At 48.5% G+C, this 21,879-nt stretch carries 28 protein-coding genes and 1 pseudogene; 28 read left to right on the forward strand and 1 reads right to left on the reverse strand.

All coding sequences use genetic code 11. The features are described from left to right. Positions 1-12 precede the first annotated feature (12 nt). The 28 genes and pseudogenes from HPY71_01705 (at position 13) to HPY71_01840 (ending at position 21,301) form a co-directional block, all read left to right on the forward strand. The gene (locus tag HPY71_01705) at positions 13-645 is read left to right on the forward strand and encodes a LysM peptidoglycan-binding domain-containing protein (protein NPV52221.1); all 633 of its coding nucleotides are present in this window, start codon (positions 13-15) and stop codon (positions 643-645) included. After that, on the forward strand, positions 642-1,592 hold the full coding sequence (locus tag HPY71_01710; GenBank protein ID NPV52222.1) for a phage portal protein: 951 nt from the start codon (positions 642-644) through the stop codon (positions 1,590-1,592). The genes HPY71_01705 and HPY71_01710 overlap by 4 nt, the downstream gene beginning before the upstream one ends. Beyond that, the gene (locus tag HPY71_01715; GenBank protein NPV52223.1) at positions 1,585-2,055 is read left to right on the forward strand and encodes a hypothetical protein; all 471 of its coding nucleotides are present in this window, start codon (positions 1,585-1,587) and stop codon (positions 2,053-2,055) included. Before HPY71_01710 ends, HPY71_01715 begins: the two co-directional genes overlap by 8 nt. Beyond that, positions 2,048-2,500 (forward strand): DUF2634 domain-containing protein, encoded by a 453-nt coding sequence (locus HPY71_01720; protein ID NPV52224.1) that lies wholly within the window; start codon positions 2,048-2,050, stop codon positions 2,498-2,500. The genes HPY71_01715 and HPY71_01720 overlap by 8 nt, the downstream gene beginning before the upstream one ends. Beyond that, the gene (locus HPY71_01725; protein NPV52225.1) at positions 2,497-3,384 is read left to right on the forward strand and encodes a hypothetical protein; all 888 of its coding nucleotides are present in this window, start codon (positions 2,497-2,499) and stop codon (positions 3,382-3,384) included. The genes HPY71_01720 and HPY71_01725 overlap by 4 nt, the downstream gene beginning before the upstream one ends. Further along, positions 3,385-4,476 carry a baseplate J/gp47 family protein gene (locus HPY71_01730; GenBank protein NPV52226.1) on the forward strand — a complete coding sequence of 364 codons (1,092 nt, stop codon included), beginning with the start codon at positions 3,385-3,387 and terminating at the stop codon, positions 4,474-4,476. A gap of 13 nt (positions 4,477-4,489) precedes the next feature. Further along, entirely contained in the window at positions 4,490-4,912 is a 423-nt protein-coding gene (locus HPY71_01735) for a phosphoglucomutase (protein NPV52227.1), read from the forward strand. 18 nt (positions 4,913-4,930) lie between these two features. After that, positions 4,931-5,956, forward strand: coding sequence for a DUF2793 domain-containing protein (locus HPY71_01740; protein ID NPV52228.1), 1,026 nt, complete (start codon positions 4,931-4,933; stop codon positions 5,954-5,956). Between the two features lie 11 nt (positions 5,957-5,967). After that, positions 5,968-6,252: pseudogene (locus HPY71_01745) on the forward strand (phage tail protein). A 780-nt stretch (positions 6,253-7,032) separates the two neighbouring features. Beyond that, positions 7,033-7,566, forward strand: coding sequence for a YmfQ family protein (locus tag HPY71_01750; GenBank protein ID NPV52229.1), 534 nt, complete (start codon positions 7,033-7,035; stop codon positions 7,564-7,566). Positions 7,567-7,584: 18 nt separating this feature from the next. Next, a complete protein-coding gene (locus HPY71_01755) occupies positions 7,585-8,364 on the forward strand; it encodes a hypothetical protein (GenBank protein NPV52230.1) in 780 nt (259 codons plus the stop codon). A gap of 31 nt (positions 8,365-8,395) precedes the next feature. After that, the gene (locus HPY71_01760) at positions 8,396-9,433 is read left to right on the forward strand and encodes a hypothetical protein (GenBank protein ID NPV52231.1); all 1,038 of its coding nucleotides are present in this window, start codon (positions 8,396-8,398) and stop codon (positions 9,431-9,433) included. 21 nt (positions 9,434-9,454) lie between these two features. Continuing rightward, on the forward strand, positions 9,455-9,763 hold the full coding sequence (locus HPY71_01765) for a hypothetical protein (GenBank protein ID NPV52232.1): 309 nt from the start codon (positions 9,455-9,457) through the stop codon (positions 9,761-9,763). Position 9,764: 1 nt separating this feature from the next. Then, a complete protein-coding gene (locus HPY71_01770; protein ID NPV52233.1) occupies positions 9,765-9,920 on the forward strand; it encodes a hypothetical protein in 156 nt (51 codons plus the stop codon). Between the two features lie 80 nt (positions 9,921-10,000). Beyond that, positions 10,001-10,234, forward strand: coding sequence for a hypothetical protein (locus tag HPY71_01775; GenBank protein NPV52234.1), 234 nt, complete (start codon positions 10,001-10,003; stop codon positions 10,232-10,234). A 6-nt stretch (positions 10,235-10,240) separates the two neighbouring features. Then, positions 10,241-10,801, forward strand: a complete 561-nt coding sequence (locus tag HPY71_01780) for an N-acetylmuramoyl-L-alanine amidase (GenBank protein ID NPV52235.1) — start codon at positions 10,241-10,243, stop codon at positions 10,799-10,801. Then, positions 10,798-11,085 carry a hypothetical protein gene (locus tag HPY71_01785; protein NPV52236.1) on the forward strand — a complete coding sequence of 96 codons (288 nt, stop codon included), beginning with the start codon at positions 10,798-10,800 and terminating at the stop codon, positions 11,083-11,085. Before HPY71_01780 ends, HPY71_01785 begins: the two co-directional genes overlap by 4 nt. After that, positions 11,082-11,234, forward strand: a complete 153-nt coding sequence (locus tag HPY71_01790; GenBank protein NPV52237.1) for a hypothetical protein — start codon at positions 11,082-11,084, stop codon at positions 11,232-11,234. Before HPY71_01785 ends, HPY71_01790 begins: the two co-directional genes overlap by 4 nt. A 376-nt stretch (positions 11,235-11,610) precedes the next feature. Further along, positions 11,611-12,627, forward strand: a complete 1,017-nt coding sequence (locus tag HPY71_01795; protein ID NPV52238.1) for a LacI family DNA-binding transcriptional regulator — start codon at positions 11,611-11,613, stop codon at positions 12,625-12,627. A 163-nt stretch (positions 12,628-12,790) separates the two neighbouring features. Next, positions 12,791-13,822, forward strand: coding sequence for an autoinducer 2 ABC transporter substrate-binding protein (locus tag HPY71_01800; GenBank protein ID NPV52239.1), 1,032 nt, complete (start codon positions 12,791-12,793; stop codon positions 13,820-13,822). A 149-nt stretch (positions 13,823-13,971) separates the two neighbouring features. Further along, positions 13,972-15,465, forward strand: coding sequence for a sugar ABC transporter ATP-binding protein (locus tag HPY71_01805; protein ID NPV52240.1), 1,494 nt, complete (start codon positions 13,972-13,974; stop codon positions 15,463-15,465). After that, positions 15,462-16,442, forward strand: a complete 981-nt coding sequence (locus HPY71_01810) for an ABC transporter permease (protein ID NPV52241.1) — start codon at positions 15,462-15,464, stop codon at positions 16,440-16,442. Before HPY71_01805 ends, HPY71_01810 begins: the two co-directional genes overlap by 4 nt. A 19-nt stretch (positions 16,443-16,461) precedes the next feature. Next, positions 16,462-17,406 carry an ABC transporter permease gene (locus tag HPY71_01815; GenBank protein ID NPV52242.1) on the forward strand — a complete coding sequence of 315 codons (945 nt, stop codon included), beginning with the start codon at positions 16,462-16,464 and terminating at the stop codon, positions 17,404-17,406. An 18-nt stretch (positions 17,407-17,424) separates the two neighbouring features. Next, positions 17,425-18,165, forward strand: coding sequence for a cyclase family protein (locus tag HPY71_01820; protein NPV52243.1), 741 nt, complete (start codon positions 17,425-17,427; stop codon positions 18,163-18,165). A 48-nt stretch (positions 18,166-18,213) separates the two neighbouring features. Continuing rightward, positions 18,214-19,398, forward strand: coding sequence for an aminopeptidase P family protein (locus HPY71_01825; GenBank protein NPV52244.1), 1,185 nt, complete (start codon positions 18,214-18,216; stop codon positions 19,396-19,398). Positions 19,399-19,867: 469 nt separating this feature from the next. Continuing rightward, the gene (locus HPY71_01830) at positions 19,868-20,659 is read left to right on the forward strand and encodes an amidoligase family protein (GenBank protein NPV52245.1); all 792 of its coding nucleotides are present in this window, start codon (positions 19,868-19,870) and stop codon (positions 20,657-20,659) included. Between the two features lie 16 nt (positions 20,660-20,675). Next, positions 20,676-20,909 carry a hypothetical protein gene (locus HPY71_01835; protein ID NPV52246.1) on the forward strand — a complete coding sequence of 78 codons (234 nt, stop codon included), beginning with the start codon at positions 20,676-20,678 and terminating at the stop codon, positions 20,907-20,909. A gap of 134 nt (positions 20,910-21,043) precedes the next feature. Further along, positions 21,044-21,301 carry a hypothetical protein gene (locus HPY71_01840; protein NPV52247.1) on the forward strand — a complete coding sequence of 86 codons (258 nt, stop codon included), beginning with the start codon at positions 21,044-21,046 and terminating at the stop codon, positions 21,299-21,301. Here HPY71_01840 and HPY71_01845 read toward each other — a convergent pair. Continuing rightward, on the reverse strand, positions 21,294-21,821 hold the full coding sequence (locus HPY71_01845; GenBank protein ID NPV52248.1) for a hypothetical protein: 528 nt from the start codon (positions 21,819-21,821) through the stop codon (positions 21,294-21,296). The two genes, HPY71_01840 and HPY71_01845, sit on opposite strands and share 8 nt — an antisense overlap. Between the last annotated feature and the right edge of the window lie 58 nt (positions 21,822-21,879).

The following is a 21,879-nucleotide window of genomic DNA, read 5'->3' on the forward strand; positions in this document are numbered from 1 at the left end:
GGAGACGGGCTAATGGACTTCTATTTTTTGGCGGAGGGTTCAACGTTCCGGCTCCCTGTGAATCCTGAAGAGGTCACGGTCGAGGGCGAGAAGCAGATAGAGACAGTAAATGTAATCAATTTAGGAGAGATAGACTTCCCGACAGGAGACAGGCGGACCGGAATTCGGTTCGCCTCATTTTTCCCTGCTCATTATGATTCGGGCTATTGCAGATATGCGGACATTCCAGACCCAAAAGAGGCTATCAATCAATTGATAGACCTGCGGACAGAGGGCAAGCCGGTAAGGTTTTTGGTGACTGAGACTACCATAAATACCTTGGCGTTGGTAACCTCAGTGAATTACACCATTAAGGGTGGAGAACCCGGTGATATTTACTATGAGGTGTCCCTTCGGACATGGAGAGACGTCAAGGTGAGGACGGCGGCGCAGCCTGCAGAGAAGAGAGAGTCCAGGCCGAGGCCGGACACAAAGCCAGTGCCGAAGGTGTATATCACAAAAGAGGGTGACAGTCTCTATAAGATAGCGAAACTCCAATTGAATGATGGGAACCGGTGGCGCGACATTTACTCCGCGAATCGGAAGGTCATAGGTCCTGATCCCAACAGGCTGCAACCAGGAACTAAGCTGGTGATGCCTAAATGATTGAGGTCGTCCTTGCGAACAGGTATTATCTCGGTGACTTGCTGGAGGAGGCTACCCTGGCAGACAGTCTCGCAGAGATAGCATACCGTGGCGAAATTACCTTGGTTGTTACTCCTGACTTACCAGTGATTGCGCCGGGCCAGGAGATCAGGATAAGCGGTCCTCACCCAGTCTCAGGTAACATGGTGGTCCTGCTTGATGGCGTGGTCTGGACCGTGGAGAGCAGGACGCGAGGGCAGAAACATGTCACGGTTACGGTCTATGACCGGACGATTTACTTGGATAGGTCGGAGGATGAATACCTCTTCCCGGCAGGCCAGACAGCCACGGCGAGGTTGAAACGGTATACCGCTGACTGGAGCATTCCGCTGGGCCGGGTAGTAGATACAGGTGTGGCCCTCGGGAAGGCTGTTTACAGGGCGCAGACGATATTCAACATGCTCTGGACGGATCTCAAAGAGACGGCAAGGCAGGGCGGGCTATACCGGGCGCGGATGGCTGGGAAGCAGTTGGAGCTTGTGCGGCTCGGGAGTAATAGCACGGTCTGGCAGTTGGAGACCTTCGAGGAGGTTGCCCAGTCTCGCACCCTGGAGGGCGCGGTGACGAAAGTTAAGGTTTTGGGTGCGGCGATAGAGGACACGAAGTCCTCCGTGATGGCCGTGGAGACTGGAGAAACAAAGCTGGGCACTCTCCAGAGGGTGATTCAAGATGAGCAGATAACTACCCAGGGTATGGCGAAGGCGGCGGCAAAGGCGCTACTTACAGGGATTCAAGAGACGGTTACTGTTACCGGCCCTGATATCCCGACAATACGGGCAGGAGATAAGGTTACGTTGAATGGTGCCTCCTGGCTTGTGACTACTGCCCAGCACTCCCTGGGAGATCCGGGCCACATGACCCTGGACCTGGCGTCAGAACAATACATCAGGAGGCGGTACTATGCCTGATGCAATGACTGAGTTAGCTGTTGAACTCCAGCGGATGGCAAGGCAGGCCTCCTCACAAGCTATCGCAGGGCTGGCGTCTGAACTAGGGACTATTACGGCGAAGGGTGTAAAGCTGGATAGATACAAACATGAATTCACAGACCCGCTAGTTCTGGAGCCGGTGATAGACCTGGATATAGAGCTTACTCTTAAAGTCCCTAAACACGATGAAACTGGGCAGATCGTGCTACCGGCTATACCGACTCAGGCCCATAGTCCTACAGTCGCGGGAACGTATACGGTGACTTATAAGTTCGATGATTGGATTTACAATGCTGAGGAGAAGCCGGAGAAGCTTATAAAGATCACTAAGGCCCGGATAAAACACAAGCCGGAGTATAAACCCGGCGACAGGGTTATATGTGCCCTGGTTAATGGAGGTCGGGACGTGGTGATCATATCGCGGGTGGTGCCTTATGCCTGAACAGTTATTTCCGGTTGATGAGCCGGAGATTGAGCCGGCGGGAACAGAAGAGCGCCAGGTTTCCTTTGGGAGATCGTGGCGCTTCGATTTTGATAAGGGCGAATTCGTCCTTACTCCTACGGGCCGGGTAGCAGAGAGTGAAGGCGCGGATGCGTGGCTTGAATGGTGCCAGAAGGCCCTTATGACGGCTCGGTATAGGTATATGGTCTATTCCCGTTCTTACGGCCAGGAATTTGAGGAATTGATCGGCAGGCACCTGACCAGAGAGGCGAACGAAAGCGAGATCAGGAGAATCGCCACGGAATGCCTTATGGTGGACCCCCGGACAGCTAGCGTAGGGAATTTCACTTTCCAGTGGGACGGGGACACAGTGTATTTCACCTGTGAGGTGTCGAATGTCCGGGGTGAAACAGGGACGGTGAGCGGAATGGTGGTGATTCAGTGATGGCGGAGCTTACTCAGCGTCTGGAAGATCATAGTCTACAGATTGCTAGACAACGTGCTGCATGGACAGCAGAGGAAGACGACATTTTACGTGAATGCTATCCGACAACAGAAGCTGCTGAGCTAGCCCAGAGGCTAGGACGGTCTACTTGGGCAGTGATAATTAGGGCCAATCGTTTAGGCATTAGGAAGGATTGCGATTGGCTCAGGAGCTATCATGTGCGTCAGTGTGAAGACAAACGGATTGACTTTTTTAGGCAAGATTATTTCTCCCAACCACTTACACCAGATAGCGCATACTGGCTTGGTTTTATTCAGGCTGATGGTTCCATTGACCTTTATGGTGGGGCGAATGCCTTAAAAGTCCAGTTGGCTGAATGTGATATTGCTCATTTGCGGTTGCTAAAGAATGATTTAGGGACTTCACGAGAAATATTGAAAGGAAATCCAGGTCAAGTAGTACTTAAGGTAAACTCACGGAAAATGATAAGCGATCTCTTGAAGCTTGGGATTATGCCGCGCAAGGCATTTACTCATACTTATCCCAAAATCACGGAGCCTCAATTGGTATCGCACTATATCCGTGGCATATTTGACGGAGATGGATGTATTGCGGTCCGGCGACGTAAGGGAGTATATGATCCCATATTCAATATTGCGGGCGGAAAAGACTTCTGTAAGTGGGCATTGGAAATTATAAGACAACATGCTGGTATTAGGGGTGGGGGGATCAGCAAAGATCCCAACTCTGACAAAACCTGGCACATTCAGATTTGCGGGTATCAGCAGGTTAAACGGGTTTATATGTGGCTCTATTTCGGTGCTACGCGTTGGTTAGCAAGAAAACGGGAGAAGTTTGAGTTGATGTATGAGGGGGTGGGCTAAATGGCAGAGTTGCCTCCTTATTTGGAGGACCAGACATATGAAGCCATACTGCAACGCATGCTTAATGCCTTACCCCCTGATATATCAAAGGCCGAAGGGGATTTTATTTGGGATTCGCTCTCCCCGACTGCCATTGAGCTTGCCCTGGCTGCCCTTTGGGCGCAGGAGGTTCTACGGAGAGGGTTCGCCAGTACTACCTTTGATCAATACCTTGATATGCGCTGCGGTGAGCATGGAGTTATCAGGCGGCCTGCGGTGAAGGCCACAGGGAAGGTGAAGTTTACCGGCACAGCAGGTGCTGTAGTCCCTTCTGGGATCAGGGTGGCGACTCCTGCCGATCCCACGACAGGTGCGCAGTCTGTAGAGTTTATAACTACAGAGAGTGTCACCCTGGATGCCAATGGTGAGGGCTTTGCCGCAATAGAGGCTGTCGAGGCCGGCTCTGGCGGGAATGTGGTGGCAGGTGCAATAAGTGTTTTGGTGGCTCCGGTGACTGGTGTAAATGCGGTGACTAACCCTGAGCCGACAACCGGAGGGATTGATACTGAAAGCGATGAGTCCTTGCTTAACCGCTATTATCTCAAGGTCAGGACTCCTGCCACAAGCGGGAATAAGGCGCATTACATGAACTGGGCGCTGGAGGTACCAGGTGTCGGTGACGCGAAGGTCATTCCGCTCTGGAATGGTCCTGGAACTGTAAAGGTTTTGGTCGTGGACAGCGAGAAACAGCCTGCCAGCCCTGAGCTTGTGGCCGCTGTGGCGGAGCATATCGAGGAAGAAAGGCCGATAGGAGCGGCGGTAACTGTGGTGGCTGCAACAGGTGTCACGGTTTCGGTGACTGCTACAGTAACCCTGGATACCGGATATATCCTCAATGATATTCAGACAGAGTTTGTAAAGAGACTCAGGGATTATTTTGCGAGTATTGCCTTCAGGCAGACGTATGTGAGCTATGCACAGATAGGCTCGATCCTTCTGGGCATTCCTGGAGTGATGGATTACTCCAGCCTCCAGGTGAACGGAGGGACCGCAAATGTGACTCTTGGGGATGAAGGGGTTCCGGTCCTGGGAACCGTGACGCTGAGTGTCTAGGCGGGTGGTTTGAATGAGTTACCCTCAGGCGGTAGACCAATTTATTACGAAGCTGAACCGACGGGCTATCCCATATGTGATCCAGGATGAAGTCATAATGCTAAATGATGGTTTGGGTGAGAGTTTCCTTGCCCATGACAATGTAAAGACTGACACTCTGGAGGTCTGGACTGGACCTGGTAAGACTGGCGTAAAGATTGTGACCTACACCATTCGGTCCCCAGGGGATACTCCATGGAAAACCTTGCTCCGGGTAATGGCTCCGGTTGAAAAGGTATATGTCACTTATGAATCTTTGGGGGATCAGGTGGAAGCCGAGGATATGAACACGGTGCAAAGCAGCCTTGTGGCGACACAGACGGAGCTCGAACGGCATAAGGCCGATCTTAACTGCCATATAGAAAACGGAGAAATAGACGGAGGCAGCTTCGTGTAGATGGAGGGGTGAGACAGAATGCCTCAGATAATCAAGATTCGGCGCGGGACTAAAGTGGAACTTGTCGCACGCGGAGCATTGGCCAGTGGAGAGCTCGGGTTCTGTACCGACACGAAAGAGGTCTATATCGGTGACGGTACGACGAACATCTTCGTAGGCCGGGCCATGTCGGGAACCTACGTAAACCGTCCCAACGCCTCAGTGCCAGGCAGATTCTACTACGTGACGTCAGGTGAGAATGCGGGATACCTGTATATCGATGACGGAACGACCTGGCACCGGGTCAATGCCCAGGCTCTATCTGATCTCACCGGCACCATTGACGATATCGCTGACGGCGCGACCTATGCAAAAGTCCTCAAAACCGATGTTTCCGGAGGGCACGTGAACAAGGTTTCGGACGGCACAAATACCAAGACCGCGGCGGAGATCGCGGGACACATAAATAACGTGACCATTCACCGGTTAATTAATGATAGCGGTACCGGCCCCACAGACCTGTGGTCAGCTCAGAAAATCAGGAACGAAATCGAGCTTGCAAAGCACAACATCGAACCGCAGGCGAGCGTGAAGGACCAGCACTTAACCACGCCACCCTCAACACCAGCTGTTGGGGACAGGTATATAGTTCCTGCCGGTGCTACTGGGGCATGGGTCGACAAGACGAATCAAATCGCCGAATGGAATGGTTCCGCCTGGGACTTTTATACCCCTCAGATAGGTTGGACCTGCTACGTCGACGATGAAGAGAAGGTCTACTCCTGGAACGGGAGTGCGTGGGTGAGGACAGGCGGAGCTCTCCAAACCATCGTGGCAGGGGCAGGCCTCACCGGTGGGGGTCAAGCTGATACAGTTACTCTCAACGTGGGCGCAGGTAACGGAATCGTGGTAGACCCTGACTCGATCTCCGTAAAAGCCTACAATGGGATCACGGTCGACGGAAATGGTGTGGCTGCAAACATTGACGGGGTTTCCATCGTGTATGACGCGGCCAATGGCAACTGCCTGATGGTGGCCGCGGTGGATGGTGGAACGTTCGCATAGGTGGTGATAGCATGCCGAGGAAGGTACTCATCCAGATTCGCCGGGGGACGGAGGCCGAGCTGTCGGGCATTACCCTTGCTCCAGGGGAATTGGGGTTCACGACTGATACCAATAAGCTCTTCATCGGTACGACCGCGGGGAACGTTCTACTGGTCAACGTCTCCACGGCTGGTGATATGCTCAAAAGTGTCTACGACACCGATAATGACGGCAAGGTAGACGCGGCTGAGGTGGCGGATAGTACTCCATGGGCAGGGGTAACGGGGAAACCCTCAACATTCCCGCCATCGGCCCACAAGAGCACCCATGCTTCTGGGGGTAGCGATGCGCTTACACCGGGAGACATAGGGGCGGTAAATAAAGCTGGGGATATGATAACCGGTCCGATAGGGTTTCGTATCGGCAGTGCTAATCCTCGCTATCACCAAAACGTGGCGGCATACGAGTGGTCAACCAGTAGTGCGGCAGGAGCCTTTGTAATTGAGACCCCAATAACTGCTGCCTCCGAAAATGTTATGATGCGGTTATTAATAGAGGGATACTTTTATGATAGCACTTCGCCATTTTTTCTAATAGTAGGGGGATATATTTATGCATCCGGACCGAGTTTCTATAACTATGGTTACATTAATCTGAGTAAGAAACGCCCACTTGTGCGATGGGGACGTAATATAGCTACAGGCAAGGTTGTGCTGATCATTGGTGATGTTGGAGACGTTTACTCATATCCTAAGTTATGGGTATCGCTTTTGGAGGGGCATAGTTCGAGCGATAATCACAGAACTGGCTGGACTATCACTCAGAAAACTGACCTAACTGGGTATGATTTACTTACAACGGTGCTTGATGTGGGGGCCTTCTGGCACGCAGGCAACGACGGTTCTAATTCGGGTCTAGACGCTGACCTGCTTGACGGTCAGCACGCCTCGGCTTTCATGCCCAAAGGTCCTGTCACCTGGAACCAGCTAGCCGGGGTTTAGGGGGTGAGGTGATTGGACTATGGCGAACTGATATACGGGCAGGCCGGGTATGGAGATAATGAAACTCTTAAGCCCGAAGACTTCCGACCCGACTTGATGGAGTATCTGCCTCCTTACTACCGGACCAGCAGGGTAATGACCGCGATTCAGAATGTGATTGCGAACGAGATAGGGCTGCTAAGGCAGGTCCTATTTAGCGTTCTGGATCAGTTCTTTGTAGATAGGGCGACTTGGGGCCTCGAGATATGGGAGAAGGAATTAGGTATCCCGGTAGACCCGACCAAGCCTGATGACTTCAGACGGTCAGTGATCAAGTCTAAGATCCGAGGGGTAGGGACCGCTACCGTTGACCTTATAAAGCAGGTGGCGGCGGCCTTCTCTGGCGGAGAGGTTGATGTAATTGAATACCCGGCGGAATACTGTTTCGTGGTGAAGTTTATCGGGACGAGAGGTATCCCGCCCAACCTAAATGATCTTACGGATTCGATTGAGCAGGTAAAACCTGCTCATCTTGTTTTTTCGTATGCTTATACTTATCTGGTATGGCAAGAGGCTTTGACATATATCTGGACGGAGGCAAGCGGGATGACCTGGGACCAATTCAGGGTGGCAAAGCCAAACACTCAGTGACGAGGAGAGGTGACGCCTATGCAGACTACTTCTAACTATGGGCTAAAGAAACCGGATGGAACTGACGTAGTGAATATCTCGGACCTAAATTACAATGCCGATCAGATTGACGCGGCACTAACCCCCACGGCAGACCCGTCCCAGACACCAACGAACAACGGGCCGGGCAAGCTGGTGCAGTGGGTAAGCTGGATCGCTAACCGCATCAAGGCGATCACGGGAAAGGCGAACTGGTGGGAGGCTCCGGCGACGACCCTTGAGGCGGCAAAGGCCCACATGGACGCGGTGGCACCGCACAGCGGGCATGTGCTGACCAGTGATGTTGTAACGGTGCCGACAGCTAACAAGATCCTCCGGTTAAATTCTGACGGTAAATTGCCTGCCAGCATCACGGGTGATGCCGCAACAGTTGGCGGTGTCAGCCCCAGTGGTTTTGCTCCGTCCTCGCATGTTGGAGCCGGAGGGTCAGCCCACGCGGTAGCCACTACAACGACGGCGGGCTTTATGTCGGCGGCGGACAAAAGCAAACTTGACTCGATACCTTCCGGTGCGGAACCTAACCAGAATGCGTTTAGTAATGTCAAGGTAGGAGCTACGATTATATCTGCTGATCAGGAGCAGGATACCCTTGAACTGGTAGCCGGGGCTAACGTTACGTTAACCCCGGATGCTGAAGGGGATAAGGTGACTATAGGGGTAAGTGGACTAACTGTGGCGCGAAACGGCGGACAAAATATCTGGGTACAGTCTACTCAACCTACGGCTCAGGCGGTAGGTGACATCTGGATTCAGACTTAAGACTGTTGGCGGTGCTTGGGGGGGTGATGGAATGGCACAGCTCAAATATTGGAATGGAAGCGCGTGGGTGGATTATAAGAAAAAGCCAAAGTATTGGAATGGTAGTCAGTGGGTGTCTGGTATCGGCAAAGTGTGGAATGGGAGTGCATGGGTAGACCTCTTGAGTTATTATTCTTATTTTGGTAGTTGGGCTAGCACCTATTCTTATTCTAATTTGTATAAGGTTTCATCTACTGGGTCTCAGGTGTGGCAAGTTCGTTGGACTTTCCAAGGCATAAGAGATGTGAAAGTAGACCCTAATGGATATATTTATACTGCTAGTGGTGACGGCGCTGCTGTCCGCAAAATATCACCTTCCGGCTCCCTGGTGTGGCGTTTTGTGGGCAGTACTGGATATGGTGCAAATGGAGTAGCAGTAGGTTCTGATGGATACGTTTACTCTGCTAATAGTGACGGTACTGTCCGTAAAATAACACCTAATGGTGGACAGGTGTGGTGTTTTACTGACCCGGATCGCACATTTTATGCTGTAGCAGTAGATATTAATAACTATGTGTACGCTGGCTGTTCTAACTATACTAAAGCTATTCGCAAAATATCACCTAGTGGGGGAGAGGTATGGGCTTTATCTCGTAGCAGTTTTGGGTCGGATGTAGTAGTAGATGCCCAAGGGAATGTTTATTGTAGCTCCGGAAGCCTTTATAAGGTGTCATCAAGCGGTTCAGTGCTATGGGAATTCACAAACGCGAGCGGAAGTCCTACAGTAGGCCCTGGTGGATATGTTTATGCGTCCGGTAGTAGTGGTCTTATCGCTAAAATATCACCTAGTGGATCACAAGTGTGGGGTTACACCGATCCAAATTCATCTTCGGTAATTAGTCTAACAGTAGACCCATACGGATATATTTATTATTGTCCTTATGCAGGGGCACCCTCTTCATCTACTGTATATTGCTATTACAAAATATCGCCTAGTGGTGTTAGATTATGGACTTTCGTTGTTGCGGAAGGTGAAGGATATGTTGCAGTTGACCCTGGAGTTTTAGGAGCTTTCCCAAGTTATTGGTAAATTAACAAGGAGGAATGATCTATGCCGATGCTGTTTTATGAGACGGAATCTGATACGCGAGGTCGGGTAATGCTGATTCATTACATGCCCGAGCAATTGACTGAGGAAGAGCGTAGCAAGGGAATAAGCGTAGATATAGTTCCTGACCCTCCGCAGCCGGTGAAAGGCAAATCCCATGTGCTCTACGTAAATCCTCAAACGGGCGAGACCTGGTATGAGCAGGTGGATAGGCTGCTTACGCAGGAGGAGCAGATGGAGGACCTGCGGAGCCAGAATCTTGACCTAATGGCTGCCATCGCCGATATGGCTGTAAAACTGGGGGTGATATAACATGAGCGCTTACTGGGTTAACATATTCTATTCCCTTGTTACGAGCGGAAGGAAGACCGTCAATGATGTACCTGAGAGTATAAGGCAACAGGTGATTGATAGGCTCACGCAGGAAGGTTATGTAATGAATCCTGATGGCTCGGTGACGAAGGTCTAGTCTAAGAGTATATAGTGTAGAATGTAGAGTCTGCCTCTGGGCGGCTTTTTCATGTACTCCAAAAGGGCGGTGGTGGTAACATGGAACTCATACAGCTCCTTTCCCAATATCCTGCGGCTACGCTCGTTTTTGTGGCGTGGCCGCTTCTGTTTGTGTGGTTGCTCTGGTGGACCATGAAGGAACACGCGAAACGTGAAGAGCGGCTGATGGCGGCGAACGAGAGCTGGCGTGTCGCGTTGGAGAAGCTCGCGGAGAAGATAGACCAGCTCGGTGATAACCTTTTAGAGCGGTTGCGCGACGAGCTGAGGAGGTGATGCCGTATGCCGGAGATGAAAAGGCTGATCTGCCTCGATCCAGGACACGGTGGGGTGGACCCCGGAGCTATAGGCCAGGCCGGGATTAAGGAAGCGGATATTAACCTGGCCGTAGCGATGAAGCTCAAGACGGAGCTGGCTGAGAGAGGCATTCCCACTGTAATGACCAGGGATGACGATACGTTCGTGTCGCTCCAGGATCGCGCATCCAAGGCGAATGCTGCGAATGCTGCGGTTTTTATTTCCCTGCACTGCAATTCGGCTCAAAACCGCGAAGCGAATGGTGCCGAGGTTTACTACTGCATTGGCAGCAGGCCCGGGGAAGCCCTGGCGAACGCGATACATGCTTCCCTGATCAAGGCTACCGGCCTCGTCGATCGTGGTGTGAAGGGGACAGGCTTCTATGTCCTCCGGCATACCAAGATGCCTGCTGTCTTGGTGGAGCTCGCGTTTATTTCTAATTCGGGAGAGGAGGAGCTATTGGCAAATGAGGGATTCCAGTTGAAGGCCGCAAGGGCCATTGCCAGCGGGATAATAGATTATCTGAAAGGAGCGAGGAAAATATGAGTATACTGAAGGTTCTGGGTTATATCCGTATCGCATTATGCCTTGTCCTACCGTTCGCGGTATTGGCAGAGGATACTGGCCAGCCGGGCGAAGAGAAGAAGAAGATGGTTGTAGGTCGGCTGAAGGATGAACTCGCCAGACTTGGCTTGGTTCTTCCTGAGTGGTTGAAGAAGTATGAGGAGTTTCTGCTGGGCGTAGTGGTTGATGTCGTGGTGGCGATCTTGAACCGCATGGGTTTTTTCGAGCATTCCGGGACATCCGAGCCCGACTTGAAGCCAGCGTGAAACTGGACCCGTTTTCGGTCAGGGTTGAATATCATGTAGCGGCTGGCAGGCTTCCCAAAGAGAATCCGGGGGAGCTAAATGATTCAGTAAGGGAGCAAGCGTTGAAGGACGCTATTGATCATATCCCACAGGTGCGGTTTGAACATTGATTTTTTATCGCCCGGCCCTCGAAAGGGCCGGGCTTTTTTGAGTATCGGGGCAGGGATGCGACTGGGACATAGACCTTTTGGTGGCGAGGTTAAGTTGGCATGGAGTTGGCATGGATAAGTTGGTCAAGAGAGGGTTCCGCCACGCTATGCGCACTTACCACCCTATGGCATAACGGGGAACGGGATGGATATTGGTGCGATCAGGTAGCGGCTTAACTGACAAACCCATCTCTGGGGTTATGCATGCTATGAAATTTTTCGTTTTAGCAGGAGTATATAAAGGTATGTCGAATATAGTAGCTACAAGTTAGTTTAAACGTTTATATATAACGTTTAAATAAAGCGTTTAATTAGAAAAAGTTTCCGGAGGAAACTAATGGCTACAATAAAGGACGTTGCAAGGGAAGCAGGGGTATCTATAGCCACTGTTTCCCATGTGCTAAACAATACTACTTTGGTAAGCGAGAAAACTGCGCAAAAGGTACTGGCAGCGATTAAAAAGGTCAATTATCATCCAAATAGCGTCGCCCGTAGCCTGGTCACTAAGGTCACTATGACGCTGGGTATTATCATTTCTAATATCACAAATCCATTTTATCCTGAAGTGGTTCACAGCATTAGTCGGGCAGCCGCAAAGAATGGATATGATATCATTCTCACGAGTACGAACAACGACGAAGAGGGTATTGCTCAATCAGTTCGCACTTTGTGTAAGCGAAAGGTTGACGGGGTTATTATCTTGGCTAGTAAATTTGATGATAATTTAATCTCTCAACTTACCGAACAAGGCATGGAAGTCGTTGTCTATGATAGGAATATCCCTACACTTCCGGTAGATAGTGTAGAAATTGACTATGAATTTGGGATATCGCAAGCTATACAATATCTGAAGGATCTAGGTCACACCCGTATTGGGTATATAGGTGGGGCACCTGATTGGTTGACTGCTCAAAAACGTCTAATAGCATTTCAAAATGCCATGTCTAGATATGGCTTAAAAATAGATGAGCGTTTAATTGTCGCGAAAGACTGGACATTACGAGGCGGATTTCAGGCAATGAATACTATGTTGCGGATAAAAAGCAGACCAACGGCAATAGTTGCGTGTAATGATATAGTCGCTGTAGGAGCCTTAAAGTCTATTAGAAGAAAAGGTCTAAAATGTCCTGAGGATATTTCAGTTGTAGGAATTGATGATATTGTATTGGCATCATTGATTACACCGGCTCTTACAACCATTGCCTTACCTCGAAATCAAATTGGCGAGGTTGCTACGAAAATGGTTATAAAACGGCTTAGACATAAGGGGCCTCACAGCCAGAAACCCTACACAGTCATATTCAGACCCAATCTGGTAATCCGGGACTCGACAGGGCCCCCTTTTTTCAAGTAGTGGGTTATATCTTTTCAATAGTCTTCTATAGGTCTACAATTGACCATAGCATTGGCCCAGTATGGGATTCCGTATAAGGGGGTGGGTATATGATCTAGGGGACGCTTGATAATTGGTGAGATCTTTTGGTAACTAAGATAAATTGCAAAGGGGTGTATGGTTAATGAAGGTCCGACAAGTAAATAGATATGTTATTCTTGTGTCGTTGATAGTCTGTATTTCATTTATTCTTATGGGAACCCTATCTGCTTTTGCTAAAACACCCACGATCGCCTTAGTTCCAAAATGGGAGGGCATTCCTTATTTCACTGTTGCTGCCGAAGGGGCTAAGCTAGCTGGTAAACAACTAGGGGTTAATGTAATCTACGTTGGCCCGAGCGAACCCGATGCCACTCAGCAGGTTCAAGTTATTAATAATTTGATTTTACGTGGAGTTGATGCTATAGGTATATCCGTTATGGATGCTAATGTACTAAAACCTGTCATCAAGAAGGCAAGGGAAGCTGGCATCCATGTTTTCACTTGGGATTCCGATGCCCCGGACTCTGAGCGGGAAGTCATGGTCCAACAAGTATCTCCAAAGGAACTCGGGTACACTGTAATGGATCTTCTTGCAAAAGAAATGAACTACAAGGGCAAATTCGCTATTATCACTGGCGATCTAGCTTCTAACCAGCTCAACGAATGGATGGAGTATGAAAAGGAACGCTACCAACAAAAGTACGCCAAGACAATGGAACTCGCTAGTATAAAAGCTCCTGGGGTTACTTTCGATAAGGTCTTTGATACTGTAAGCACTATGATGCGGACTATGCCCGAGATTACCGGCTATATCGGGGAGCATTCGGAAGCTGGGCCTGGAATTGCTGCCGCTGCCGAACATGTTAAGGTTTCCCCGCAAAAGGTGGTTGCGGTAGCTATCACTACTCCTGACAACATGAGGAAGTATTTCAAGAAAGGAAACTCGGTCGTCCGCTATGGAGTTCTTTGGGATGTTAAAGCCTTAGGCTATGTGTCCGTTTGGGTAGGTAAGCAACTGATTGAAGGAAAGCCACTTACAGATAAAGTACCAGGTATTGAGCAATTTGAGGCAATTGAGGAAGGGTACCCTAAATATATCCCTGAAAAGAAGTGGGTACTACTTGGTCCACCTTTAATATTCAATGAGAAAAATATAGATAAATATCATTTCTAAACTCTATTGTAAACCCCTAATTCGTCTAGGAGATAAGGTTAATATATATATATATATATATGCCACTTGGCTCCGGGGTAAACCCGGAGCCGTCTCTGAGTATACACTCTACTGGCCTTCGCAGGCCTGATGAGGGGAGAGCCTTCTTAATGGCGGAATTAATGGAATTAAAGGGTATAAGCAAGGAATTTGGAGGCGTCAAGGCCCTAGTAGATGTAGATTTTGAGCTGAGGTCAGGCGAGATTCATGCCTTAGTCGGGAAGAATGGAGCGGGTAAGAGTACGCTTGTCCAAATCCTTTCCGGGGTAATAAATCCAGATAAAGGTAAAATTTTTTATAGAGACCAAGATGTAACCTGCTGGAATAACCGGCAAAAACGACTACGGATTTCCCACGTATTTCAACATATACAATATTTTCCAGAGCTTCCTGCTGGAAAGAATATCTTCATTGGTAGGGAAGAGGTCGATCGCTACGGTAGACTTAAGTGGGATCAAATGTATGGGAGTCTGGAAGATATTTTATCTAAATTCGGCATCGATAAACAGATTCTTTATCGGCCGATGAGAGAGCTTTCTGTAATGGAAAGAGAAATCATCGCAATTGTAGAAGCCCTTTCCAAAAATTCAGAGATATTCATTTTTGATGAGCCTACTGCTGCGTTAGGAAAAGATGAGGCTGAGCAACTTCTATCGGTAATTCAGGACCTTAAGGCCAAAGGTGCGGCTATTGTCTATATTAGTCACCGTCTTGAAGAAATTATAGGATTTGCAGACTATGTAACGGTACTACGTGATGGTCGAAAGATCTCCACTGATTCCATGGCTTCTATAACTAAAGAGCAGATCGTACACAAAATGGTTGGTGAAAAGATAGGACACATTTATCCTCACCGAACTACCCAACATCGTGGCTCTGTTTTACTGAAGGTGAGCCAGCTAACTAAACGTTCTGTTTTTGAAAACATTACATTTGAAATACACGAAGGGGAAATCTTAGGACTAGCTGGGCTATTAGGTGCGAAACGAACAGACATTGCTCAAGCTATATTTGGCACGATAACCTATGATTCGGGTACAGTTGAGATTGAAAGAATCTCCTTGCCTAAGCATAGTCCCGCGCTCTCCATCGAAAAAGGTCTAGTGTACTTACCTGAGAACAGGCAAGAAGACGGTTTAATCCTTAGTACAAGCATCCGAGAGAATATCACTTTGCCAATCCTTCGTCAATTCGGTGGGAATGGTTTTTTAAACCGCATTGTAGAACGGAAGATCGTTCAGGATAGTATCGACCGTCTAGGGATTAAGGCTGAAGATATTGATACTTTAGTAAATCATTTAAGCGGTGGAAATCAACAAAAAGTCTTATTCGCTAAATGGCTCAACACCTCTCTGAAAGTGTTAATGCTTGACGAACCAACCCAGGGTATTGACGTTGAGGCGAAAGCAGAAATCCACCGCATCCTCGGCGATCTTGTTAATCATGGCATAGGAATCCTTCTTATATCTTCTGACCTGGAGGAGCTCATAGCTATGAGCGATCGAATCATCGTCGTCCACGAAGGGCGGATAATCTCCGAATTTACAGGTAGTGAAGTGACTATCGAAAAAATCCTGCTCGCCGCTATGGGGGTGCAACAATGAATTCTTCTGGACCCGTACGCAAGACCCCCAGGTCAAATCAGTTTGGCTCAATGCTATACGAACGAGAAGTCCTTGCCCTTTTGGTAGCGATAATTATGTGGGTTGCATTTGGGTTGATAAATCCACGTTTTCTGACATGGGCAGGCATAACTGACATTATTTTTTCCTCAACAGTTATTGCAGCCGGGGCTCTTGGGAGCAGCATGGTTATTATAGCGGGCGAATGGGATCTCTCTGTCGGTTCGATGTTAGCTTTGCAGGCGACCATTATTGCGCTACTCGCTAGCTCAAATGTGGTTACCAATCTATTTGTTATGATCCTGGTTGTGATAGTAATCGGAATGGTGCTTGGTTTCATTAATGGGATTCTGGTATCGTTTGGGGGACTTTCTTCGATTATAGTTACCATTGGTACTATGTTTGTTTACCGAGGTCTGTGCTTGATAATAGCTGGTGGACGATGGTTTACCAGTCTACCAGCGTGGTTAACTAGTGTCGGTCAGGTATCAACATTTGGTATAAGGCCTTCTCTCATCATTATCCTTGTTCTTACTGCAATATTATCTCTTTTCATGAGCCAAACAAGACTAGGGCTTTGGATTTACGCTTTAGGTGGGAATGAAAACGCACTACGTCTAAAAGGGATAAATGTACGCTGGGTAAAAGTATTAGTTTTCTGTACTACCGGGGTACTAGTTGGTGTGGCCGCATTGATTTTGGCTGGTCAGTATGGGTACGTGCAGACTGATATTGGCTATGACTACGTCATGGCCACCATTGCAGCAGCGATTGTTGGAGGTACCAGCGCCTTCGGCGGTCGAGGTCGTATAGGCGGAGCTATTATTGGAGCGCTGTTAATTGGAATCATGAAAACAGGATTGGTTGCTATAAACATTCCAGCCCAATGGTATAACGTAGTGCTCGGCATCCTGATCTTACTTTCAATGACCAGGGAAATGCTACAGAAACGTACCTGAGCATATGAGGAGTGGTGAATTGAGCATGGTCAAAGAAGCTATGGCAGCCAAGCGTGAATCTTTACTACTCATAATCCTGGTGGCCTTGATTCTTTTATTTGGAGGGCTCTCGCCTAACTTCCTTGTTCCGTACAGCTTCACTGTAATGAGCCAGTATCTAGCGGAAATAGGGTTACTATCCTTGGCTATAACTATAGGGCTCATTAGTGGGCTTCTTGATCTGTCAATAGGTTCGATCTTCGGGCTTTCTGCTGTTTCTATTGGCTTACTGGCTAAGACCGGATTAAATATCTGGGTGTCAGCATTTCTTGGAGTTATAATTGGCATGGTAGCTGGCGGATTGAATGGAATCCTGGCAGCCTTTACGCCCATTCCCCCATTGATTATTACTCTGTCTACTCAATTCATCTTTGCAGGGATTAGTCTAGCACTAACTCGCGGCAACCCAGTCACTGGTCTCCCTGAAAATTATTCGTTCATAGGCCAGACTCAGATTGGTCCGGTACCACTGCAACTACTAGTTTTTCTAATCGTTACGATTGCCTCTTCAATTCTTATGCAGTACATGGGGCTAGGACGCAAGATGCGCCTCATGGGGAAAAGTAACCGTGTTGCATGGTTTTCTGGTGTCAACGTCCCTATGGTAAAGATCATGGTCTATGTGTTATCCGGCTTTCTTAGCGCTTTAGCCAGTATTATTCTTACTTCAAGAGTAATGACAGCTAGGCCGGATGCTGGCCAGACTCTAGGGTGGACAATCCTGACAGTAGCTTTTTTAGGCGGCGCTTCCCTGGAAGGGGGTACTGGTACGATCCTAGGGGCATTATTCGGTGCCATGATTATTGTGATATTATCTACAGGGATCGAGGTTGTCGGTTTAGATATCGGCCAGCGGTTGTTGACTCAGGGTTTGGTTTTGCTGGTTGTAGCAGGAACAGGTAGACTTCTTAAAATCAAGGATTAGAGTAAGGGGGAAATGAATATGAGTAGTGATTTCATCCATACGCTATCCAATATATTAAGTAATCTGGAGTTTGTTGATTTAAGTCACCGATTAGAGGAGGATATTCCAACTTTCCCAACACATTCCCATTTTTATCATTTGAAATGGGAGAATCCTGATGATCCCGCTACGATGTTTCAATTCATGATGCATGAACATAATGGTACCCATGTCGATGCTCCAGCCCATTATCTAAGGGAAGGTGTAGGGAATAGGGAGGATGCATGGATTGATGCTATTCCGCTCCAAACTCTCATTGGCCCTTGTAAGGTTCTTCAATTAGCAGGATTCGATAACCGTAATCTCTTATCCAAGTGCCATATTGAGGACTGGGAAGCTAATCACGTTCGAATCCAGAAAGATGATATTGTACTCTTGAATTTCGGCTGGCATAAACGTTGGACTACCTCTAAGGAAAGATATCAGTTCGCTAAAGATTGGCCGGGGCTCACGAGGGACGCGGCCCTTTACCTAGCCGAAAAAGAGGTTAAGGCTGTGGGGACCGATTGCATTGGACTCGATTGTTGTGGTAGTACCGAAATACCAGCTCATGATGTGTTACTTGCTCGCAACATATTAATCATGGAGAATTTAGCAAATCTTGATTTATTACCGGATGAAAGCTTCTTCATCGCTTTTCCGCTAAAAATTAAACAAGGTTCTGGGTCTCCTATACGGGCGGTTTCCCTTATACCCAAGACAGGGGGATCGATGACGTAGCTTCTCACCGAAAATGTAAGGATAATTAAATATAGGGAGTGGGATCAGGTGGTTTGTAGAAATAGTATTAGTAACGAATTCCGGCAAAGATGGGTTAAACTGAAGGAAAAAATGATTACGAGGGGGCTAGATCTTCTCTTTATTTATTCCAATGACCGTGCTGTATTTGGTCCTGGAAATATACGGTACCTGTCAAATTTCCCTGTACACTTTGAACACGCAGCGATCATTATGCCAAGATTCGGGGAACCCATCTTGGCAGTCGGACCGGAAACAAGGGAATATGCTGAGTTAAGTTCCGAAGTTAAAGATATACGGGTAATTAAAGAGTTCGCCATTCCCGATGAAGAATATCCTTATACCAGTATGACCTCTTTATCAGCGATCTTGGAAGAAATCAGGTCAAACTCGGGCAACGAGGTAAGGTCAATAGGCCTCATTGGCTTAGATTTATTGCCCTGGTCCCTCTATCAGGTTCTTGAAAATACTCTTCTATCGAACCGACGGGTGGAAAACGCCGAGGACATTTTGATAGATATGAGATCGATTAAAAGTCAATATGAAATTGAAATAATTGAAGAAGGGTATGCGATTGCCGATAAAGCAATGGAGGCCTGTGTCGAAGCCGTTCATGTCGGGACAACAGAGTTGGCTATTGCTGCGGCTGGGGAAGCAGTGATGAGAAAGCTAGGTGCCGAGGGGTATGCGATAGATACAATCGTTGCTAGTGGTAAACAAAGAACCTATCCGATTGTAGTCCGTCCTTCTGATCGTAAAATTGAGAAAGGCGATGTGGTTTTAATCACTATGGGTCCTCGATATAAGGGGTACAATCCTGCGATCGGTCGACCTGTGATCGTGGGGGATGCACCGGAAGTAATTATCGAGGCAATGCAATTAGCATTAAAAGCTCAGCATGCCGCGGAGGCAGCCTTACGCCCCGGCGCCATCGGGTGTGACGTGGAGGGAATGGCCCGTAAAGTCTTAGCGGAGGCTGGGCTTGAGCAATACTTTGTTTATGCCGGGGTGCATAGTGTTGGGCTAGCCGAATTTGAGCCTCCGATCCTTTCCCCCAAAAGTAACCTGCAGGTGAAGGAGAATATGGTCTTGTCCATCGATATCCCACTTTTCCTTACCCCATGGGGTGGATTCCGTTACGAGGATGGATTCGTCGTTACCAGCGATGGTTGTCGACGATTGAATCATTTCCCGCGAGAGATCATTAAAGTTTAATCCATACAGTGAGGGACCCTTATGGTGGGCACTCCCGGCTACATGAGATGGTCTTGGCACCACACTATACAGTCCGAACAGGGGAAGATACAGCCATTCCTACGGCTTGGAGTGCCTTCCCGCAAACCCCCGGCAGGGGAAGACGTAGACGATAACGTTGACCCTCTTGTTCTACCTACATTTCGCACCCCTCAGGGGTATGTGGGGACATTTTCTGAGGTCATATGTGAAGATGGGACGGTAGCGCCCGTGTAATAGCGTAAAAAGTAGAAGGGGCCCGGGAAAGAGGAAGGCCCCCCTTGATAGATGAGGTTTTATTAAACCTCCCGTTCGCCCCTTGTGCCCGGTCGGAAGGCCGGGCTTTTATGTTTTATCTAAATTCCAAAAGAATCTCCTCATAGCTATTGACATATTCAATAATTATTGATATAGTATAAGTGATGAAAGGAAATTGCAGGAGGGAAACGAAATGACAAACAGGGCATTCGGAATTGAAATAGAGGCTTATGGAGTGAGCCAGTTCGAGCTAGAGGACAGACTCCGGCAGGCTGGGATACAGGTAAGGGTTGAAGGGTACAACCATAGCACCAGGGAACACTGGAAAATAGTTAGCGACGGCTCAATCCAAGGCCCGGACTCGTTCGAACTAGTCAGCCCTCCACTGAGCGGAGAAGAAGGACTCAATCAGATTAGGACAGTATGCCGGGTGCTGGATGAGGTAGGCGCGAAGGTTAACAAGTCGTGTGGCTTCCATGTCCACCACTCGGCGGCAGACCTGACACCAAAGGCCCTGCAGGCATTGATCGGACTATACACTAGGTTCCAGGGCGCGCTAGACGAGATAGTAGCAAAGAGCCGCCGCGGTAATAACAATACATACTGCCGGGCCCTTAGCAATGAACTATACTACAGGGCCCTCAGGCGGGATGACTTACAGGGTATTGTATGTTGCCAGGATAGTAGGTATTATAAACTTAACCTGCAAGCATATCTGAGGCATGGCACGATAGAGATTCGGCACCACCAGGGCACCGTGAATGCTGACAAAATAATAAACTGGATCAGGTTGACCCAGGCGATAGTTGAGGCGGCGGTGAGGTTAAACCACAGCAAGCTGAGCTTGGACAACCACACGGGCCGTCTGGATCACGACAGGTGGCACTTCTGGAACACAGTGAAAAAGGTCTTGGATGCAGGTGAATTCGAGGAGCTAAGGGCATACTACGGGCAGCGGCGCAAGGAGCTCGCCGCTGCCGCCTAGAAAGGCGGTAATGACTATGAAGGTGGTTACATACGAGGGACAGGTCATAGAAGGGACTCCGGAGAAAATAGTCCAAAAGCTAGCGGATACCAGTTTTACTGATTCTGGGATGCCCGGCCCTGAATATATGCGGACGGTAGCCCGCAGGATAGCGGCCTTGCATGGCGAGGAGCAAGCAGAGGAGATAGAAGACCCGGAAGGATTCCTCCGGGTTATGGAGCGGTATGGAGTGCTGCGGATAGAAGAGTAGATACCATAGGGCACTTATCGTCGATAGAATTCTGCTCAAAAAATCTAAATAAATTCATTCTGTCTTATTGACATATTCAATAATAATTGATATATTAAAAAGGGAAAGGAGATACACCAAAGGAGGCAGTCCTAATGGATAGTAAACAGAAACTTGGAATACTACAGGCCGAGATGGAGGAAGTTAAGCGGGTGATCAAGAGGGTTGAGGATGCGGCATATAGTACCGGCAACCTTGATGAGGTAGTGGGAGCGACCGGAGACTATGGAGTAATCCTGGATGCACTGAGGGAGAAAGAAAATTCCATACGATGGTCGATAGAAGTGGTGCATAGAGAGATTAGGGAAGCCACCGAGGGTGAAGAAGATTTACTGAGCCAGTTAGTCAGATAAAATACAGAGCCCGTCGGGAGCCTGAATCCTGGCAGGCAATAAGAGGTGGTACAATGTTAATAACATTTGGAGAGGCCGCCCGTAGGTGGAAGATAGATATTTCGACTTTGCATAGGGCGCACCAGAGAGGAGAGCTGCCTGCCCGGCAGTCTGCTGGGTCCTGGCTTTGCGAGGAGGAGGATGTCCGGGCCGTTTTTGGTGAGGAGAATCCTCCGGAGGGTTGGGTAACGATCCCTGAAGCAGTCAGACTCCTGGGCATTACCAAGGCAGCGGTGTACTCAAAGGTGAAACGTGGAATACTGCCTTCGGTGAAAGCCCAGGGCATTTTATGGGTTCCGCGGCCATAAAGAAGGACTTTTACGTTTCTTATCATGCCTATGAGGGATTGAAATGATATTGTGTTTGTTACAGGATTTACTATCATACTTATAAGGATTCCCTTTTTTGGATCCGGTTTTAGACCGGATTTTTCGATGTATCCTATGGAAACCTTTGTATCACTTGTTGACATCGTGATCAAAACCTGATACGGTTGGAATTGAATGAAAATCCTCCTGCATGTGGGAAGGGATATTGAA

This window comes from Bacillota bacterium, assembly GCA_013178125.1.
Classification (GTDB): domain Bacteria; phylum Bacillota; class SHA-98; order Ch115; family JABLXJ01; genus JABLXL01.